Below are 18,033 nucleotides of genomic sequence, written 5' to 3'. Positions count from 1 at the left end.
AGAGTAACCAATTTTTATTCTAAAACCCTTCAAGGTGAATTAAAGATGTAGTAAGGAAACTTTGAAGGAGATGGTTCCATGAACATCGATGGTGTATTCTCAGGTGGTGGAATCAAGGGGCTTGCCTTGATTGGAGCTTATCAGGCCATAGAAGAACAAGGGCTGAAATTCAAAAGGCTGGCTGGAACAAGTGCAGGTGCCATCATTGCCGGGTTTATTGCTGCCGGCTACAAGAGTGACAATCTTTTCAATATAATGGATGAGATCAATCTGACAGATTTATTGGATAAGAATGCATTACTTTCCTCTGTTCCACTTGTCCGTTGGCTTCGGGTGTATTGGAAACTCGGTCTCTATAAAGGAGATGCCTTGGAACAGTGGCTGGAAGAAAAGCTGCGGGTAAGGGGCATTTATACGTTTGCAGACCTTCCTCCAGGATCCTTGAGAGTGATTGCTTCCGACTTATCAAATGGCAGGCTTATGGTACTTCCTGATGACCTCGAAAAATACGGAATACCAAAAGAGACTTTTCCTGTAGCAAGGGCAATCAGGATGAGTGCAAGTCTTCCTTATTTTTTTGAACCAGTGAGGTTGAAATCTTTGGATGGACTAAGCCTGGTGGTCGACGGAGGAGTTTTGAGCAATTTTCCGATGTGGCTTTTTGATAAAGAAAACACAAAGAAAATCAGGCCCGTTTTAGGGATAAAACTCAGCCCCAATTTACAGGAAAGACCTAAGAATGTCATACACAATGCCATTGACATGTATGAGGCTTTGTTTCAAACAATGAAAGATGCGCATGATTCACGTTATATCTCAAGGAAACATGCCACGAACATCATTTTTATCCCGACTGAAGGGGTGCTGACGACCGAATTTGAATTAACAGATGAAAAGAAGAGAGAACTCATGGAATATGGGTATGAAAAGGCTAAGGAATTTTTACGGAGCTGGAGCTTTGGATGAATTGAGGCTCAAAAAATAAAGAAACTATTTTAAAACTAAAATGAAGGCAAAAGTGCCTCTGGAAGTTTTTTTGGAGACCTTTTATAAGTGGTAAACCACTCCAAAGTGCTTTTAGAGGTTTTCTAGAGACACTTTGGAAGTGGAAACCCGATCGAAAGTAAGCTCTCTAAAAACCATTTAGTAACAGAATTCCTCATGAAAGTGCCTCTAGACACCTCTAGAGACCATATAACAGCCCAAAAACGCTCGAAATGTCTCTAGAAAATCTTCAGTGACGTCTTCCAGAATAGTCCCCTTTAAAAGTGCCTCTACATCCACTAAAGTCCATTCACAGCACCAACCCAAAGTAACCACCAACCAAACACCCTCCACGCTTCCCTGCAATTAGGTATACGGCAGCTCGGACTAAATCAGCTCATGCCTGTATATCTTATAAACCAACCGCACGTTTATGCATCAACGCAGGCTAAAAAAGCCAAATAAAAAAACCGAGCTTAGAGGGATGCTCGATTTTTTCTATTCTTCTTCCCTTCAATTACAGTAAGATTTGCTTGGGATTTTTTACGATGGGACTTTTTTCGAAATGGGTTTGACGCACTGGTTTTCGCTTTGGCAGCAGTTGTTTTCTTGTTATACCGCTTCTTGGATTGTTTTGCCGCTTTAAGGAATGCTTTTTGATCCTTGTCTTTACCTTTTCCACCCATCATTACTTTCCGGAATACAAGATAAATAACTCCGGCAATGGCTGCGAAAATAAGTATTCTTTTGAGAAGTGCAAGAGGATCTCCCATAAGGGTGGAAACCAATCCGATAGAGGCTAAAAGAATAACAGCTCCTGCAATGATAAAACGAGCATTCAAGAAGGTCACCTCCTTTGGAACTGATGGTAAAAGCATAATAGGCCTTTATCTATATTTTAGACTAATTCCGTTCATTCTAACCGTAATTCTGGTTTATTTTACACATTTGTATCTTTTGAGTTATGTGAATAATAAAACCTCGTAGTTAAGTATTTTTATTTTACTAAAAACATTCTAAACCATGCAATATCCTCTGAGATGATGCAATACTTTTACGGAAATGGACATACTACCCAAAGGAGGTGTTTTGATGTCTGCAAGAGAACAAGAACCATCAAGTGATAAAAAGCTGGAACAGAATAAGCAAGAAAAGCCGTTATCGTTTATTGGCATGGTTATTGCAACTGGTTTTGCCGGAGGGATCCTTTGGAGCGGAATCGCCTATATCTGTTATATGTTCTCCTTTACCAAACTGGAGCCAAACATCATCCTTGAGCCGTGGGCTGTCGGAGACTGGAAAGAGACCTGGCTGGGGATCCTTATTTCCATACTGGGATATGGATTGGTATCCATCGGAGTTGCGCTCGTCTACTATGCTGCACTGAGAAAGCTCAAGTCCATGTGGATAGGTGTCGGCTACGGCATTGTCTTGATGCTGGCCGTCTTCGTGGTTCTGAACCCGCTGTTTCCAAGCATGAAGGGATTGACAGAAACAGACTACAATACATTGATTACATTAGCATGCATTTATATTCTTTATGGAGTTTTCATTGGCTACTCCATTTCATATGAGGAAAACGAACTTCGCCACCAGCATGAAAAAGAAGAGGGTGTAAGTCAGTAGAATCAGACATACTAGTAGGTTTGTCAATTTATTTGTGTTAGAATGTTCATGTTGAACATTCTATTTTTATGGGTGAATACATATGCATAAATTTCTTCTGCTTAACGGGCCGAACCTGAATCGATTAGGAAAGCGAGAGCCCGACATCTATGGTACAACAACACTGAATGATCTTGAAAACAAAGTGAAAAAAGCCGCCTTGACAGCGGGGTATGGACTGACTGCGGAACAATCGAACCATGAAGGTGAGCTTATTGACAGTATTCACCGCGCGGCAGATGAGGGATACGCCGGTATTATCTTCAATCCTGGTGCCTTTACACATTACAGCTATGCGATAAGGGATGCCATTGCCGGAGTCGATATCCCGGTCGTGGAAGTTCATATTTCCAATGTTCATAAAAGAGAACCCTTCAGGCACCATTCAGTTTTAGCAGAAGTTTCAGAAGGACAAATTGTCGGCCTGGGATTGTTCGGCTATGAACTTGCCCTGCAGGCTCTTATAAAAAAACATAAGGGAGATGAAGAGGTTGAGTAAACTTGATAAATTAAGAGAAAAATTTTCAGGAAACAATATTGACGGTATACTGATCACTAGTACATACAACCGACGTTATATGACTGGATTCACTGGTTCGTCAGGGGTTGCCTTGATAACGGCTGACAGTGCGGTGTTCATCACTGACTTCCGTTATACGGAACAGGCTGCTGAGCAGGCCCAGGGATATGAGATTGTGCAGCATAAAGGTCCTATTCCTAATGAGGTTGCTGCTCAAGTTGAGAAACTGGGGATTAAAAGACTTGGATTTGAGAAAAATTATTTGACATACTCTGCATATGAAAGCTATCGCAGTAAAGTACAGTCAGAGCTTGTCCCTGTCAGCGGGCTGATTGAAGATATCCGCTTGATCAAAACAGAAGATGAGTTAAAAATCATCAGGGATGCTGCTGATATTGCGGATGCAGCGTTCAAGCATATTCTTGATTTTATCAAGCCTGGGAAGACAGAACTGGAAGTATCGAATGAACTTGAATTCTTCATGAGAAAAGCGGGGGCAGCCTCGTCTTCGTTTGATATCATTGTTGCATCCGGCACCCGCTCAGCTCTTCCGCACGGAGTAGCTAGTGAAAAAGTCATCGAAAAAGGTGATTTCATCACACTTGACTACGGTGCTTACTATAAAGGATATTGTTCTGATATGACGAGAACGATTTCTGTCGGCGAGCCTTCTGATAAGTTGAAGGAAATTTATGATGTTGTACTTCAGTCTCAGCTGAAAGCGATGGAGGGAATCAAGCCGGGCATGACAGGTGCAGAAGCAGATGCAATCGCCAGGGATTATATCAAGGAAAAAGGATATGGCGATAACTTTGGCCATTCGCTTGGTCATGGTATCGGACTTGAAGTACATGAAGGACCTGGACTTTCCCACCTTTCCGAAACAGTATTGAAACCAGGCATGATTGTCACTGTTGAGCCGGGAGTTTACGTTCAAGGTGTCGGTGGTGTCCGGATCGAAGATGATACAGTGATTACGGAAAACGGGAACGAAACACTTACACACTCAACGAAAGAATTAATTATTCTTTAATAAAACTATTGCTGCAGGAACAGAATATGGCATAATAGACATGCAATAAATAGTCATTCTTCGGCTATTCAAATTTTAGGAGGAACACTCATGATTTCAGTTAATGATTTTCGTACAGGCCTTACAATCGAAGTAGATAATGGAATTTGGCGCGTAATGGATTTCCAACACGTTAAGCCTGGTAAAGGAGCAGCTTTTGTACGCTCTAAATTAAGAAACCTGCGTAATGGAGCGATCCAGGAAAAAACTTTCCGCGCAGGTGAAAAAGTGGCCAAAGCCCAAATCGACAATCGCAGAATGCAGTATCTTTATGCAAACGGCGATATGCATGTGTTCATGGATACAGATTCTTATGAGCAAATCGAGCTTAACGCGACTCAAATCGAGTATGAGTTGAAGTTCTTGAAGGAAAACATGGAAGTTCAAATCATGATGTATCAAGGTGAAACTCTTGGTGTAGAACTGCCAAATACCGTTGAGTTGACAGTCACTGAAACTGAACCGGGTATCAAAGGGGATACGGCTTCAGGTGGTTCCAAACCGGCAACCGTTGAAACTGGATTGACTGTTAACGTGCCATTCTTCGTTAACGAAGGAGACGTTTTGGTCATCAATACAACTGACGGTTCTTATGTATCTCGTGGATAATAAACGTAGAACAAAAACAGGCTGAAGGGCATTCATTGTCCTTCAGCTTTTTTGTGGTTTTGATTTTAGTACATTAAAGCACTAAGAGGGACTGTCCCTCTTAGTGCTTTAATGCGTTGAAGTGAAGTTTTATTCCGCCGTCTTCCCCACAATAAAGTCATATTCTTCTATTCTCCGAATACATTTTAATATCAAAAGGCATGTACCAATCAAAGAAGTAGTTTTTACAGCAAAAAGAGGAGGAGGGAATATGGAAGAAATCCTATCAATCGTGCCAACACCTATCGCCGAAAAAATCCTTGCAATGCCAACCCATATTCAGCCGCTGATTGAAGAAATCAGGATAAGGATCGACAGACCGCTGGAAGTAACAGCCAGGGGCATACCATATTTTCTTTCGTATGTCGTGACTAGGAAAGACGGGGAACAACTGATCAATAAGCTTGCGAACCACTCGTTTTATACCTTGGAAGAAGAATTGAAAAGGGGATATATCACGATTGAGGGCGGCCACAGGGTGGGGCTTGCCGGAAAGGTGATACTCGAGGGAGGAAAGGTGAAGGCAATCAGGCACTTGGCCTCTTTCAATATCCGGGTTGCCAGGGAAGCCATTGGTATAGCTGCTCCATTGGTTTCACACCTCCATGATGAACGCTGGAAACATACGATGATCATCGGCGCACCCCAGACGGGTAAAACGACGATGCTAAGGGATATTGCCCGCATCGTCTCGAGCGGGGTTCCTGAGGAAAAAATCATCCCATATAAGGTCGGCATTGTGGATGAACGGTCTGAAATTGCCGGCTGTGTGCATGGAGTGCCCCAGCTGCAATTCGGACCGCGTATTGATGTGCTGGATGCTTGTCCAAAAGCAGAAGGGATGATGATGCTCATTCGGTCGATGAGCCCGGATGTCATTATTGTGGATGAGATCGGACGGCGGGAAGATGGCCAAGCTGTCCTCGAAGCGGTGAATGCGGGTATCACCCTTATAATGACCACACATGGACACTCGTTTGAAGAAGTATCAAAGCGTCCGTATCTTAAAGAGATTATAGAAATGAATGTAATAGAGAGATTCATTGAACTATCCCGGGGCGAGAATCCCGGAATGGTCAAAGGTATTAAAAATCAAGCGGGTGTTTCACTGCTGGATAAAGTGAGTGTGACATAAATGATTAAGATCATCGGTGCAGTTTTTATCATCCTATCTACCTCCTGGGCCGGTTTTGAGGCATCAAGATACTTAAGTGAACGGCCGCGTCAGTTGAGAATATTAAAATCAGCCTTGCAATCATTGGAGGCAGAAATCATGTATGGCCACACCCCGCTGCATGAAGCGGCACGAAAGCTTTCCAAACAGCTCCAGCGTCCGGTTGCCTGGTTTTTTGAAGTGTTCGCCAAAAAAATAACCACCGAAGAAACGACTGTAAGTGAAGCTTGGGAAGCCAGTCTTAACGAGGTTTGGAAGATGACTGCCTTCAAGTCGAGAGAATATGAGATTCTTACTCAGTTCGGAGAAAGCCTGGGCAAACATGATCGATTAACTCAGCAAAAACACATATTGCTGACCCTTACACATTTGGAGCGGGAAGAGACAGAAGCACTTGAAAAACAGAAAAGATATGAAAAAATGACGAAAAGTTTAGGGTTTCTTTCAGGCCTGCTTCTCATCATTTTATTGCTGTAATGATCTGGAGGGGAAAAGATGGGAATTGATGTCGATATTATTTTCAAGATTGCCGGTGTTGGTATTGTGGTGGCCTTTTTACACACTATCCTTGATCAAGTGGGGAAGAAGGAATATGCACAATGGGTCACCTTGTTTGGATTCATATACATTCTTTTCATGGTCGCTTCCATCGTGGACGATCTGTTTCAAAAAATCAAGTCAGTATTTCTCTTCCAAGGGTGAGAGGGGGAATGGGCCATTGAAATCATACAAGTAGTCGGAATTGCCCTGGTATCGACTTTCCTCGCTATGATCATTAAAGAACAAAAGCCCAATTTTGCTTTTTTGCTGGTTGTATTCGTCGGATGTGCGATCTTCCTGTTTCTGGTTGATCAAATATATGCAATTATCCGGATGATTGAAAAACTGGCTGCAAACGCCAATATCAACATGATCTATGTGGAAACGATCCTGAAAATTATCGGGATCGCCTACATAGCGGAATTCGCTTCCCATATCACGAAGGACGCGGGGCAGGGGGCGCTGGCTGCAAAGGTGGAATTGGCAGGGAAAATACTAATTCTAGCAATGGCAGTGCCGATCTTGACTGTCATCATTGAAACCATCATCAATATGATACCGAATGGTTAAGGAGGCAGCTGCACTTAGAGGTGAAAAAATGCGTCGAATAATTGTAGTCATTTGTTGTACACTATTTTGCTTATTTCTTGGAACATCCGACGTTGGAGCAGAAGGGGAAGACGCAGAGCAGAACACCGAGTTGGGAGAAAAGTTACTGGAAGAACAATTGGAAAAGCTGGAAATCGATGAACTCAAGGTTTATTGGGACGATGTCCTAACACAATATGGAGGGTTTCTCCCGGAAAGCCAAAAAGGCAGCTTGATCGATTTCATAAAAGGGGACAAGCAGTTTTCCTTTAAGGCTTGGTTCTCGGGAATCATTCACTTTGCTTTCCAGGAGTTGGTCATGAATGGGAAGCTTCTCGGAACCCTGATTTTACTGACGATATTCAGTATGTTTTTGCAATCGCTGCAAAACTCATTTGAAGGCGGCAGTGTAAGCAAGGTCGCCTATGCCATCGTTTTTATGGTGTTGATCATTATTGCACTGAACAGCTTTCATGTGGCAATCGATTATACGAAAGAAGCAATCGGGACAATGATGAATTTTATCATCGCGTTGATTCCGTTGCTGCTGGCACTCATCGCGTCTTCAGGAGGCCTGATATCCGCCGCTTTTTTCCACCCGGTTATTATTTTTCTCATGAATACAAGCGGGCTGCTGATCCAAAATATCGTCCTGCCTCTTTTATTCCTTTCCGCCTTATTGAGCATTGTGAGCTCTTTATCTCCTCAATATAAGGTGACCCAGCTCGCCAACCTGCTTAGGAACTGGAGCATCGGTCTCCTGGGGATTTTTATGACGGTATTCCTTGGAGTGATCTCTGTACAGGGCGCAACAGCAGCAGTAACAGATGGGATAACCGTAAGGACGGCCAAGTTTGTAACGGGTAACTTTGTCCCTGTCATCGGTAGGATGTTCACGGATGCAGCTGATACGGTCATCAGCGCGTCGGTGTTGCTGAAGAACACTGTCGGGATTGCGGGAGTGGCCATCCTGTTAATGATCGCCGCTTTCCCTGCGATGAAGATTCTGATGATTGCACTTATATATAAGCTGGCAGCAGCTCTGTTGCAGCCTCTGGGCGGAGGTCCGGTCATAACGTGCCTGGATACGATAAGCAAAAGCGTCATTTATGTCTTTGCCGCCCTGGCGATTGTCTCGTTCATGTTTTTTCTCAGCATCACTATCATGATTGCTGCTGGCAACATTACTCTAATGGTGAGATAAGGAGGGGGAAGATGTCTTTTCTGACAGAGTGGGTAACCAATATTATCGTTTTTGTTTTATTGGCAAGCGTGATCGATATGCTTCTCCCGAGTTCCAACATGCAAAAATACACAAAGGTCGTGACAGGGCTCCTTCTGATTACAATTATCTTAACTCCGCTCATGAAGTTATTTACAGCAGACTTTGAAGAAGCTCTTGCCGAAATGAATTTAGAAGGACCTGTCAAAACTGCTTCGGTAGAAAATTTAGTAGAAATGAAGAAAAAAGAAATACAAGCCTCACAACGTGCATATATTTTAGAACAGATGGCTGTCCAAATGAAAGATGATGTAGAAAAGGAGATGATAGACCAATATGGTTTAACTGTAAGGCATATCGAACTGGAAGCGGACGACCTAGAGAAGCTGCCGGAAAGCATCTTGTCAGTCTCAATTTATCTGGATACCTCCCGGGATGAAGCAGTCACAGCAATCAAACCAGTAGAAATCGATACCACCAAAACTATTCCAAAGGATGAGAGCGGTCAGGAAATCACGAATATGCTTTCAAAGAAATGGAATATTCCAGGTGACAAACTAGTGATCACGATCGAAGGAGGTGCAAGAGAAAATCATGAAATTTGATAAAGGTCCGCTTAAAGCATTGCAGCAGCTTTTCAGCAAAGATTCCACTGATAGTTCAGAACCTGAGAAAAAACCAGGAAAAATTCATTATTTCTTAATTGTCCTGCTGTTCGGAATTGCATTTATGCTCATCAGTGATTTATGGAACAGCGGTGCTCATGAGGCTTCAACGGTCATGAAGACCGATAGCGAACCGCAGCAGGAAGAAGTGCCGGCCTTTGGAAACAAAGATTCAAAGGATACCATAATGCAAGAGTACGAGGAGCGGTACGAAAACCAGCTGAAGGAAGCGCTTGAGCAAATTGCCGGTGTAAGCGACCCGACCATTGTCGTCAATGTGGAATCAACTGAGCGAAAAGTTTACGTGAAAAATAATTCCACCCAGACCCAGGTGACAAAGGAAACTGATCGGGAAGGCGGGAACCGGTCTATTGAAGATAAGTCTTCGGATGAGCAGTTGGTCATCATCAGAGACAATGAAAAAGAAGTCCCGATCATTATGGAAACTAAGAAACCTAAAATCAGCGGCGTTCTTGTTGTTGCCAAGGGTGCTGATAACATACAAGTGAAAAAATGGATCATTGAATCTGTCACACGGGTGCTGGATGTTCCCAGCCACCGGGTAGCAGTCATGCCTAAAAATTAAGGGGGAAATGAATATGTTATTGAAAAAACAAACAGTCTGGTTATTGACAATGTTAAGCCTTGTGATCGTGTTATCTGTGTATTATATTACCTCGCCGACACAGCAGGCAGCTGATATGGCTAAGATGGAAGACGGAACTCCGGCGCAAGGAGAGGGAACATCTGTTGAAGGTGAAGAAGCATCTGCTGAGGGCGAAATGAATATCGTAACCGAAGCTGCCGGTGATGAAGTATTTGAAACTCTCCGCATGGAATTCATGGACCAGCGCTCAAAGAGCAGAGAGGATCTTGAAACCAAACTAGCATCTTCAGACATTTCCATTGAAGAAAAGAATGAGGCAATCGAACAAATGGATCAGCTTAAAGAGCTGGCGACAACCGAAACTGTTTTAGAAACACTAATTAAATCTATGGGATATGAAGATGCACTGGTGAGAGCAGATGGAGAGCAGGTTCGTGTAACGGTCAAGGCCAAAGAACATTCCCCTTCTGAAGCTAACCAGATCATCCGCCTGGTAACAGATGAAATTGGGGCTATGCAAAAAGTGGCTGTCGAATTCCAGCCTTCAAACTAAATATTCATAATTCAGCCGGCTGCCTGAGGGCAGGCGGCTTCTTTTCTTGCATGGGTTTTTGAACTAATTGTGATCTGGACTGCGAGTAAATATTAATTGGTTCTTAATGGCGGAAAGGAAGCAAGGGAAAGATGAGATCAAGGAAAAAGTTTTAGTCTTTTTTGTCAAGTCATGATTAAATAATTGTTAATGGACAAAAAACACGGACAACCACTGAAAGAAAACCCTTCCTATCAAACACTCGTCCGCTCTTATGTAAATATAGGGATGGATGAAACTTTGAAAAATTGCAAAAGAAGCTTACAATAGAAAGAGGATAAGCTTTTGGGGACTAACTAAATCTGATTTCAATAAGTTTAGTTCATTCTTATATTGAATTCTTACTAGGTCTTATCGTATGATATTAGTAGCTAGTCCTAATTTTTAATAATTACTCTAAGGGGTGTCATTATGTTAAAGATTCAAGAATTACGCGAATTGATAAAACTTGTTGATCAATCAAGTATTGATGAGTTTTCATATGAACTTGATGGTTCCAAGATCAAAATGAAGAAAAATAAGGCTGTTACTTATGTCGAAGAAAAAGCAGCAATCCAAAATAACGAAGTACATAAAACAGAAGAAGCAGTTTCTGCTCCAGCACCTCAGGCCCAGGCTCCTGCTCAAGCTCCAAAAGCACCAGAGGCACCTGCTAAAACAGAAACTCCTGCACCAGCAGCGGATGAAAGCCTGCATAAGATTGTCTCCCCGATGGTTGGTACTTTCTATCAATCTCCATCACCAGATAAGGATGCCTATGTGAAAACAGGGAGCAAAGTTAGTGAAGATTCTGTAGTTTGTATCGTAGAAGCCATGAAACTCTTCAACGAAATTGAAGCAGAAGTTAAAGGTGAAATCGTAGAAATTTTAGTGAAAGACGGACAATTGGTTGAATACGGTCAGCCGCTATTCCTGGTTAAGCCTGAATAAGGAGCGATCATTATGATAAAGAAGCTGTTAATCGCAAATAGAGGAGAAATAGCTGTACGTGTGATCCGTGCTTGTCGTGAAATGGGAATAGAAAGTGTTGCTGTTTATTCCGAAGCTGACAGGGAAGCACTTCACGTACAACTGGCTGATGAGGCTTATTGTATTGGTCCAACAGCAAGTAAAGACAGTTATTTGAATTTCACGAATATCATCAGTGTGGCAAAGCTGACTGATTGTGACGCCATCCATCCCGGTTATGGATTCCTGGCCGAAAATGCAGATTTTGCAGAGCTTTGCCGTGAATGCAATATCACATTTGTCGGCCCGTCTCCGGAAGCCATATCCAAAATGGGGACAAAAGACGTAGCGAGAGAGACCATGAGAGAGGCGGGTGTACCGATCGTACCGGGTTCTCAAGGAATCGTGAAGGATGCAGAGGAAGCGGTTTCATTGGCTGAAAAAATCGGCTACCCTGTAATCATCAAAGCTACAGCCGGCGGTGGTGGAAAAGGAATCCGTGTGGCCAAGACAGAACAGGACCTTATTAAAGGCGTGAATATCACCCAGCAGGAAGCTGCAACAGCTTTCGGCAATCCGGGAGTTTATATTGAAAAATTCATCGAGGATTTCAGGCACGTTGAAATCCAGGTGCTTGGAGACAACTTCGGCAATGTCATTCACTTAGGCGAAAGGGATTGCACGATCCAAAGACGTTTGCAGAAGTTGATTGAAGAAACGCCTTCACCCGCCCTTGACGGAGAGACCAGAGAGCAGATGGGGCAGGCTGCAGTAAAGGCTGCTGAAGCGGTTGATTATTCAGGCGCAGGCACGGTCGAGTTTATTTTTGATCATGTGAACAATAAGTTTTACTTTATGGAAATGAATACGCGTATCCAAGTTGAACATCCTGTTACGGAACAGGTAACCGGTGTCGACTTGATCAAGGAACAGATTAAGGTGGCATCAGGAGAGAGGTTGTCATTGAAGCAGGAAGATATCGAATTTAACGGATGGTCGATCGAATGCCGCATCAATGCAGAAAATCCTGAGAAGAACTTCATGCCTTCCGCAGGTAAGATTGATTTGTATCTTCCTCCGGGCGGACTTGGGGTCAGGGTCGACTCTGCTGCGTACCCTGGGTATATGATCCCTCCTTATTATGATTCCATGATCGCCAAGCTGATCACTTATGGGGCGACGAGAGAGGAAGCGATTGCCCGAATGAAACGGGCATTGAGCGAATTTGTCATCGAGGGAGTGCACACAACCATCCCATTCCACCTGAAAGTGCTCGAGCACGAAACCTTCGTCAGCGGGGAATTTAACACGAAGTTCTTGGAAATACATGAGGTAATGAAGTCTTAAGTAAAGCTGTGTTATAATAAATTATAGAAAAACAGGCGAAATCAGTGGAGGTGTACATTCATGGCTGAAAATCAAAACCACAACCAAGCCCTATTACAAATGTCACACGGTAAAGACGGTTTAGGTAAAATTGAAATAGCACCCGAAGTAATAGAAGTGATTGCAGGAATTGCTGCGTCAGAAGTTGAAGGCGTAGCGCAAATGCGCGGTAATTTTGCCAGCGGTGTCGTTGAGAGACTGGGCAAAAAAAATCACGGTAAGGGAGTTAAAGTCGAACTTGCAGAGGAAGGCATCGTGGTCGATGTATACTGTATCATGCAATTCGGTGTTTCTATCCCAAATACTGCTCAAAAGATTCAGGATAACATCAGACAGGCACTTCTTAACATGACAGCATTAGAAGCTGAAGAAGTGAACATCCATGTTGTCGGAGTGCAGTTTGAAAACCAGAAGACTGAGCAGGAGCTTGATGAAGAGCTTTGACTTCGGAACAGAATCAATAGTTAACAAAAACCAAAGGCTGCGGCCTTTGGTTTTTATTTGTATTCAATAATTTTTATTTTATACAGGTACGTAAACGGATACCGGTAAATAGGAGAGGCGATTTTTACTCCGGCGAACTATTTACAATATTTGCTCCGGGCAACTAGGAAGAGTTATGGTGCTGTCATAGACCGTACACCGCTGAGCGGGGCCTTCCCGCTTTTAAATATTCAGAATAGAGGATTAATTGGTGTTTACGTGCTTTCACCGGCTCGTTTATGCTATTATCATTGATATGATGAAATCTGATTAGATTAAAGGAGTACAAAGCAAAATGAAAAGACGTACAGCGCGTGAAAAAGCTTTACAAGCATTATTTCAGATGGATATGTCCGGAATGACTGCCGATGAGGCGTTAACAAATGTATATGAAGATGCACCTTCTGACGAATATCTTGAGAACCTTGTAAAAGGGGCAACGGAACATAAAGAAAAAATAGATGGCCTCATCAAGGAGAACCTGGAAAAGTGGTCATTTGAAAGGCTCGCGAAAGTCGATAGAAACATTCTGCGTGTAGCCGTATACGAGTTATTGGAAGTTGAAGATGTACCCGGTAAAGTCGTCATCAATGAAGCAATTGAGATTGCCAAGACATATGGAGATGATCAGTCTGGTAAATTCATCAATGGCGTACTTTCAAAAGTGAATGCCGGTATTGAAGCCCGGGACGAATAAGGGGGAGTTAGATGCCCGCAAAACTTATCGATGGAAAGCAAATAGCACAGCACTATAGAAATTCCATCACAGAAGAAGTGAAACAATTGACAGAGCAAGGTTTGGTTCCTGGGTTGGCTGTCGTCCTCGTAGGAGAAAATCCTGCTTCTAAAACGTATGTGAAAATGAAGCGGAGAACCTGCGAAGAAATGGGTATCCATTCTGTCCTGATTGAGTACAGCGATGAAGTCAGCGAAAGGGAACTGCTGGAAAAAATAGAACAGCTGAATAACGATTCATCGATTCATGGCATTCTGGTCCAGCTGCCTCTCCCGGACGCAATCCAAACGGCAAAGGTGATTGAGAAAATTTCTCCGGACAAAGATGTCGATGGTTTTCATCCTGTGAATATCGGCAGGATGATGATAGGGGAAGAGGCATTTCTCCCATGCACACCATACGGCATTATGAAAATGCTTCAATATGAAAATATAGATCCAGCAGGAAAGCATGCGGTCGTAGTGGGAAGAAGCAATATTGTCGGAAAACCGGCAGGGCAGCTCTTGCTTAAGGAAAACGCCACTGTGACATACTGCCATTCGAAAACGGAGAATATTTCAGATTACACCCGAGATGCCGATATACTGATCTCAGCTGCCGGGCGTGCGAAATTCATTCACGGAAGTGACATCAAGCCAGGAGCGGTGGTTATCGACGTGGGCATGAACAGAGATGAAGAAGGGAAATTATGCGGTGATATTGATTTTGACAGTGCCAGTGAGACAGCGGGCTATATTACCCCGGTACCTGGCGGGGTCGGCCCGATGACCATAACGATGCTTATGTTTAACACCGTAAAGGCTGCCCGCAGGACACTTTCCGAACGAAAACTCTAAAGTATATCTGCTGCAGCTTGTCATCTTTTTTTGTTAAAGGCTGTTGTCGTCTAGATTAATGCATTTTGAAAAATCTCAGGTGCCGGATTTTTCACCCGGGTTACAATTTTTCACTCTGAACAAGCAGAGTAGCTCTTTTCTTACTTGCATATTTCCTTGGATGTGAGCTCAATTTTATGTGAATCATATAAAATAGCAACAAAGTTTAAGAAGAGAGCCTTAGTAAAATAATATTGTGCCAAAAAGGCTGCATTCCAGACTAAGGAAGCAGCTTTTTGTTAAGCTGATTATACATAATAATTTTTCATACGTTCTGTAAAAAAGATTCATACTTAGTGGTGATGGCTGCCGCAGCTAAACGGAAGCTATAACTGGTGAGAGGGGACATGAGTGGAATGGAAACGCCTCAATACCTGACGATCCAGGCATTGACCAAATATATAAAAAGGAAATTTGATAAAGACCCTCATCTTTCAGGAATTTATGTGAAAGGTGAGATATCGAACTTTAAAAGACATTCAAGCGGACATATGTATTTCACTTTGAAGGACGAGAAAGCAAGAATACTGGCTGTAATGTTTTCTTCTGCCAACGCCTCCATGAAATTCAGACCCGAAAATGGCATGAAAGTATTAATCAGAGGGGATATTTCTGTCTATGAAGCCGGCGGTCAGTATCAAATTTACGTGAAAGAAATGCAGCCCGATGGGATAGGTGATTTATTCCTTGCTTATCAGCAGCTTAAAGAAAAGCTTGAAAGACAGGGTCTGTTTGATGAAACAAGAAAAAAAGCCCTGCCCAAGTTTCCCCGGAAAATCGGAGTGATTACCTCCCCTACAGGGGCGGCTGTAAGGGATATCATCACAACCATTGAACGCAGGTATCCGCTAGGTGAGATACTGGTTTACCCCGCATTGGTCCAGGGGGAAAAGGCATCTCGGTCTGTTGCTGATTGCATCAGGAGAGCCAATGAGAATAGGGAGATAGATGTTCTAATTGTCGGGAGGGGCGGAGGTTCCATTGAAGAGTTGTGGGCGTTTAATGAAGAACGCGTGGCTCTTGCGATTTCTGAATCCGCTATTCCAGTTATCTCGGCCGTCGGACATGAAACTGATTTTACGATTGCTGATTTCGCAGCAGACATGAGAGCACCCACTCCAACGGCGGCAGCCGAGCTTGCTGTTCCCCACATAGACGACCTGCTGGAAAGAGTCTTGAGCCGGAAAGTCATGCTTATCAGAGGGATGAAAGCAAGGTTGAACAGTGAAAAGTCGAGATTGAAGAATGTCAGCTCTTCTATTGTGTTCAGAAATCCCCGCCGATTATATGAGCAGAAAATTGAGGCTGTCGATCGTTTGACTGATACGTTGAACAGAACGCAGCAAATGAGAATGCAGACTCACAGGGATAAATTGGCAAGGTTATCTTCCGGTTTGCAAAGAGTCCACCCCGGCAGGTTATGGGAACAGAAACACGAAGAGCACCTTCGTATGAAAAAACAGTTACAGGCACAATTTTTAAACATAATTAAACAGAAACAAAGTGACTTCAGCAGGACGATCTCAACATTGGAAGCATTGAGTCCGCTCCGGGTCATGGATAGAGGATACAGCCTGGTATATTCCGTGAATGAAAAGCTCGTCAAGACAAAGGAGGCAGTTAAAGAAGGAGAGAAGGTAACCGTACACCTTCAAGATGGCAAGCTGCATTGCCGGATAGATTCTATAGAGGAGAGTGAAAACTGATGGCTGAAGAGAAAAAAATGTCATTTGAAGAAGCGATGGAAAGACTGGAGATGATTGTCCAGCGCCTTGAAGAAGGAGAGGTCCCTCTTGAAGAAGCACTTCAGCAATATCAAAAGGGAGTGGAATTGTCCAAGTATTGTCATGATACGTTGAAGCATGCTGAGAAACAAATGACAAAGCTGATGACGGATGAAGGTGAGCAAGAATTCTCTTTATCTGAGGAGGATAATTCGTGATTCCTGTAACGTTAGATACCTTTACGGTTCAGTATAAAAGACTGCTGGAAAGCAAACTGGATGAACTGGTACAAAAATTGGATGCCCCGGAAAAAGTGAAAGAAGCTATGTCCTATTCTTTGAAAGCGGGAGGTAAAAGGATCCGGCCGATTCTTCTTTTTGCCACCCTTCATACTTTTGGAAAAGATCCAAAAATAGGACTTGAAGCAGCGGCAGCCCTTGAAATGATTCATACATATTCCCTCATTCATGACGACCTTCCGAGCATGGATAACGATGATTTGAGAAGGGGCAAACCCACAAATCATAAAGTCTTTGGCGAGGCGGCGGCCATTCTTGCGGGTGACGGCCTGCTGACTTACAGTTTTGAAGTTCTCACAGAAACACCGGGTGTCTCTTCTGACAAATTGCTAAGACTTGTTTCCCTGCTGGCAAGATCGGCGGGACCTGAGGGGATGGTAGGAGGACAGGCTGCAGATATGGAAGGAGAAAACCAGTTGCTGTCTGTAGAAGAGCTGGAGTATATCCATAAGAACAAGACCGGCAGACTTCTTGCTTTCAGCGTGATGGCGGCGGCCGTTTTGGCAGAGGCAACAGAAGAACAGATACGCCATTTGGAAGAGTATGCTTTCCATATCGGTTTGGCTTTTCAAATTCAGGATGACATCCTTGATGTAGAAGGCAGTGAGGAAAAGATCGGTAAACCCGTTGGCAGTGATGAAAATAAATTTAAAAGTACGTACCCGGCTCTCCTTACTCTCGAGGGGGCAAAGGAAAAGCTGCGGAGTCATCTGCAACAGGGCAAGGCGGCTCTTGCCTCTTCTGACCTGGAAAATGGGCTGCTTGTAGAAATTGCTGACATGATTGCATCAAGAGATCATTAAACTGCCTTATTTGAAAAATAGTGATTTCATGATATAATGTATTCACAACTGAATAGGGATGGTGCAGTATTCTAGTCAATCTACCAGTTCTGAAGGTGGGCCTAAAAATCCACTAAAGGGCACATCGATGAAGTTCCTTGTTTCGGCTTGAGGCGCCCAGCCTTGGGTCGAAGCTGGGAGTAAGGTGCAAGGGCGATCCACAATGGCATGTGGGCGTTGACCCTTGCACCGCGGAGGTTCCGTTCTGGGCCGGCAGATTGCATGAGCAATCAGAACGGAGTATAGACCTGCGATGCGGTGACAACCGCTAGCAGCGTAGCCTGCCTTGAGTGAAGTGTGAGGGGATTATGGTTACAAGGTACACATCAGTTGGCCATTGGTATGTGCTTTTTCGCCCATATGAAATCCACTTTGCAAAAGAGGCTAAGAACATGGTTAAAGGTTGCCGAGGAAAACTCCTAGACTGTTCCTGTTTGTGACATATATTGAGGATTATAGTGCG

22 protein-coding genes are annotated in these 18,033 nt (G+C 43.4%); 21 read left to right on the top strand and 1 reads right to left on the bottom strand.

What is annotated here, in order from left to right; all coding sequences use genetic code 11:
- Nucleotides 1-78: 78 nt before the first annotated feature.
- Complete coding sequence (locus V1502_RS14390) at nt 79-966, top strand: patatin-like phospholipase family protein (RefSeq protein WP_409251327.1); 888 nt, start codon at nt 79-81, stop codon at nt 964-966.
- Between the two features lie 494 nt (nt 967-1,460).
- Here the strand turns inward: V1502_RS14390 and V1502_RS14385 are convergent, their stop codons facing one another.
- Complete coding sequence (locus tag V1502_RS14385) at nt 1,461-1,826, bottom strand: SA1362 family protein (RefSeq protein WP_409251326.1); 366 nt, start codon at nt 1,824-1,826, stop codon at nt 1,461-1,463.
- A gap of 250 nt (nt 1,827-2,076) precedes the next feature.
- On the opposite strand from V1502_RS14385, the gene V1502_RS14380 reads away from it, so the two are divergent.
- The 20 genes from V1502_RS14380 (at nt 2,077) to V1502_RS14285 (ending at nt 17,531) form a co-directional block, all read left to right on the top strand.
- On the top strand, nt 2,077-2,610 hold the full coding sequence (locus tag V1502_RS14380; RefSeq protein WP_409251325.1) for a YqhR family membrane protein: 534 nt from the start codon (nt 2,077-2,079) through the stop codon (nt 2,608-2,610).
- An 82-nt stretch (nt 2,611-2,692) separates the two neighbouring features.
- Complete coding sequence (gene aroQ / locus V1502_RS14375) at nt 2,693-3,148, top strand: type II 3-dehydroquinate dehydratase (protein WP_409251324.1); 456 nt, start codon at nt 2,693-2,695, stop codon at nt 3,146-3,148.
- Nucleotides 3,141-4,202 (top strand): M24 family metallopeptidase, encoded by a 1,062-nt coding sequence (locus V1502_RS14370; RefSeq protein WP_409251323.1) that lies wholly within the window; start codon nt 3,141-3,143, stop codon nt 4,200-4,202. The genes aroQ and V1502_RS14370 overlap by 8 nt, the downstream gene beginning before the upstream one ends.
- A gap of 90 nt (nt 4,203-4,292) precedes the next feature.
- On the top strand, nt 4,293-4,850 hold the full coding sequence (efp, locus tag V1502_RS14365) for an elongation factor P (protein ID WP_409251322.1): 558 nt from the start codon (nt 4,293-4,295) through the stop codon (nt 4,848-4,850).
- A 250-nt stretch (nt 4,851-5,100) separates the two neighbouring features.
- The gene (gene spoIIIAA, locus V1502_RS14360; protein WP_409251321.1) at nt 5,101-6,024 is read left to right on the top strand and encodes a stage III sporulation protein AA; all 924 of its coding nucleotides are present in this window, start codon (nt 5,101-5,103) and stop codon (nt 6,022-6,024) included.
- A complete protein-coding gene (gene spoIIIAB / locus V1502_RS14355; protein WP_409251320.1) occupies nt 6,025-6,540 on the top strand; it encodes a stage III sporulation protein SpoIIIAB in 516 nt (171 codons plus the stop codon).
- 18 nt (nt 6,541-6,558) lie between these two features.
- Nucleotides 6,559-6,765, top strand: a complete 207-nt coding sequence (gene spoIIIAC, locus V1502_RS14350) for a stage III sporulation protein AC (protein WP_006838772.1) — start codon at nt 6,559-6,561, stop codon at nt 6,763-6,765.
- Nucleotides 6,766-6,780: 15 nt separating this feature from the next.
- Nucleotides 6,781-7,173 carry a stage III sporulation protein AD gene (gene spoIIIAD / locus V1502_RS14345; protein WP_409254357.1) on the top strand — a complete coding sequence of 131 codons (393 nt, stop codon included), beginning with the start codon at nt 6,781-6,783 and terminating at the stop codon, nt 7,171-7,173.
- A gap of 28 nt (nt 7,174-7,201) precedes the next feature.
- The gene (spoIIIAE, locus tag V1502_RS14340; protein ID WP_409251319.1) at nt 7,202-8,395 is read left to right on the top strand and encodes a stage III sporulation protein AE; all 1,194 of its coding nucleotides are present in this window, start codon (nt 7,202-7,204) and stop codon (nt 8,393-8,395) included.
- Nucleotides 8,396-8,406: 11 nt separating this feature from the next.
- A complete protein-coding gene (gene spoIIIAF / locus V1502_RS14335) occupies nt 8,407-9,018 on the top strand; it encodes a stage III sporulation protein AF (RefSeq protein WP_409251318.1) in 612 nt (203 codons plus the stop codon).
- The gene (gene spoIIIAG, locus V1502_RS14330; protein WP_409251317.1) at nt 9,008-9,664 is read left to right on the top strand and encodes a stage III sporulation protein AG; all 657 of its coding nucleotides are present in this window, start codon (nt 9,008-9,010) and stop codon (nt 9,662-9,664) included. The genes spoIIIAF and spoIIIAG overlap by 11 nt, the downstream gene beginning before the upstream one ends.
- 13 nt (nt 9,665-9,677) lie before the next feature.
- The gene (locus V1502_RS14325; RefSeq protein WP_409251316.1) at nt 9,678-10,238 is read left to right on the top strand and encodes a SpoIIIAH-like family protein; all 561 of its coding nucleotides are present in this window, start codon (nt 9,678-9,680) and stop codon (nt 10,236-10,238) included.
- Between the two features lie 450 nt (nt 10,239-10,688).
- Nucleotides 10,689-11,207, top strand: a complete 519-nt coding sequence (gene accB, locus V1502_RS14320; protein ID WP_409251315.1) for an acetyl-CoA carboxylase biotin carboxyl carrier protein — start codon at nt 10,689-10,691, stop codon at nt 11,205-11,207.
- 12 nt (nt 11,208-11,219) lie between these two features.
- Nucleotides 11,220-12,572, top strand: a complete 1,353-nt coding sequence (gene accC, locus V1502_RS14315; RefSeq protein WP_409251314.1) for an acetyl-CoA carboxylase biotin carboxylase subunit — start codon at nt 11,220-11,222, stop codon at nt 12,570-12,572.
- 60 nt (nt 12,573-12,632) lie between these two features.
- Nucleotides 12,633-13,055, top strand: a complete 423-nt coding sequence (locus tag V1502_RS14310; RefSeq protein ID WP_409251313.1) for an Asp23/Gls24 family envelope stress response protein — start codon at nt 12,633-12,635, stop codon at nt 13,053-13,055.
- A 334-nt stretch (nt 13,056-13,389) separates the two neighbouring features.
- On the top strand, nt 13,390-13,791 hold the full coding sequence (gene nusB / locus V1502_RS14305; RefSeq protein WP_409251312.1) for a transcription antitermination factor NusB: 402 nt from the start codon (nt 13,390-13,392) through the stop codon (nt 13,789-13,791).
- 11 nt (nt 13,792-13,802) lie between these two features.
- The gene (folD, locus tag V1502_RS14300) at nt 13,803-14,666 is read left to right on the top strand and encodes a bifunctional methylenetetrahydrofolate dehydrogenase/methenyltetrahydrofolate cyclohydrolase FolD (protein ID WP_409251311.1); all 864 of its coding nucleotides are present in this window, start codon (nt 13,803-13,805) and stop codon (nt 14,664-14,666) included.
- Nucleotides 14,667-15,061: 395 nt separating this feature from the next.
- A complete protein-coding gene (gene xseA, locus V1502_RS14295; RefSeq protein ID WP_409254356.1) occupies nt 15,062-16,411 on the top strand; it encodes an exodeoxyribonuclease VII large subunit in 1,350 nt (449 codons plus the stop codon).
- Nucleotides 16,411-16,647, top strand: a complete 237-nt coding sequence (xseB, locus tag V1502_RS14290) for an exodeoxyribonuclease VII small subunit (protein ID WP_409251310.1) — start codon at nt 16,411-16,413, stop codon at nt 16,645-16,647. The genes xseA and xseB overlap by 1 nt, the downstream gene beginning before the upstream one ends.
- Nucleotides 16,644-17,531 (top strand): polyprenyl synthetase family protein, encoded by an 888-nt coding sequence (locus V1502_RS14285; RefSeq protein WP_409251309.1) that lies wholly within the window; start codon nt 16,644-16,646, stop codon nt 17,529-17,531. Before xseB ends, V1502_RS14285 begins: the two co-directional genes overlap by 4 nt.
- Nucleotides 17,532-18,033: the final 502 nt, after the last annotated feature.

The organism is Rossellomorea sedimentorum (assembly GCF_046237645.1).
Classification (GTDB): Bacteria; Bacillota; Bacilli; order Bacillales; family Bacillaceae_B; genus Rossellomorea; species Rossellomorea sedimentorum.
The sequence above is the reverse complement of the archived record's forward strand: the minus strand, read 5'-3'. Positions and strand labels throughout refer to the sequence as shown.

Coding starts and splice junctions, on each gene's coding strand:
- xseB (WP_409251310.1), top strand. CDS start 16,411: ATGGCTGAAGAGAAAAAAATGTCATTTGAAGAAGCGATGGAAAGACTG.
- efp (WP_409251322.1), top strand. CDS start 4,293: ATGATTTCAGTTAATGATTTTCGTACAGGCCTTACAATCGAAGTAGAT.
- V1502_RS14390 (WP_409251327.1), top strand. CDS start 79: ATGAACATCGATGGTGTATTCTCAGGTGGTGGAATCAAGGGGCTTGCC.
- nusB (WP_409251312.1), top strand. CDS start 13,390: ATGAAAAGACGTACAGCGCGTGAAAAAGCTTTACAAGCATTATTTCAG.
- spoIIIAE (WP_409251319.1), top strand. CDS start 7,202: ATGCGTCGAATAATTGTAGTCATTTGTTGTACACTATTTTGCTTATTT.
- V1502_RS14310 (WP_409251313.1), top strand. CDS start 12,633: ATGGCTGAAAATCAAAACCACAACCAAGCCCTATTACAAATGTCACAC.
- spoIIIAF (WP_409251318.1), top strand. CDS start 8,407: ATGTCTTTTCTGACAGAGTGGGTAACCAATATTATCGTTTTTGTTTTA.
- spoIIIAB (WP_409251320.1), top strand. CDS start 6,025: ATGATTAAGATCATCGGTGCAGTTTTTATCATCCTATCTACCTCCTGG.
- folD (WP_409251311.1), top strand. CDS start 13,803: ATGCCCGCAAAACTTATCGATGGAAAGCAAATAGCACAGCACTATAGA.
- accB (WP_409251315.1), top strand. CDS start 10,689: ATGTTAAAGATTCAAGAATTACGCGAATTGATAAAACTTGTTGATCAA.
- spoIIIAC (WP_006838772.1), top strand. CDS start 6,559: ATGGGAATTGATGTCGATATTATTTTCAAGATTGCCGGTGTTGGTATT.
- xseA (WP_409254356.1), top strand. CDS start 15,062: ATGGAAACGCCTCAATACCTGACGATCCAGGCATTGACCAAATATATA.
- accC (WP_409251314.1), top strand. CDS start 11,220: ATGATAAAGAAGCTGTTAATCGCAAATAGAGGAGAAATAGCTGTACGT.
- spoIIIAA (WP_409251321.1), top strand. CDS start 5,101: ATGGAAGAAATCCTATCAATCGTGCCAACACCTATCGCCGAAAAAATC.
- V1502_RS14325 (WP_409251316.1), top strand. CDS start 9,678: ATGTTATTGAAAAAACAAACAGTCTGGTTATTGACAATGTTAAGCCTT.
- spoIIIAG (WP_409251317.1), top strand. CDS start 9,008: ATGAAATTTGATAAAGGTCCGCTTAAAGCATTGCAGCAGCTTTTCAGC.
- V1502_RS14380 (WP_409251325.1), top strand. CDS start 2,077: ATGTCTGCAAGAGAACAAGAACCATCAAGTGATAAAAAGCTGGAACAG.
- aroQ (WP_409251324.1), top strand. CDS start 2,693: ATGCATAAATTTCTTCTGCTTAACGGGCCGAACCTGAATCGATTAGGA.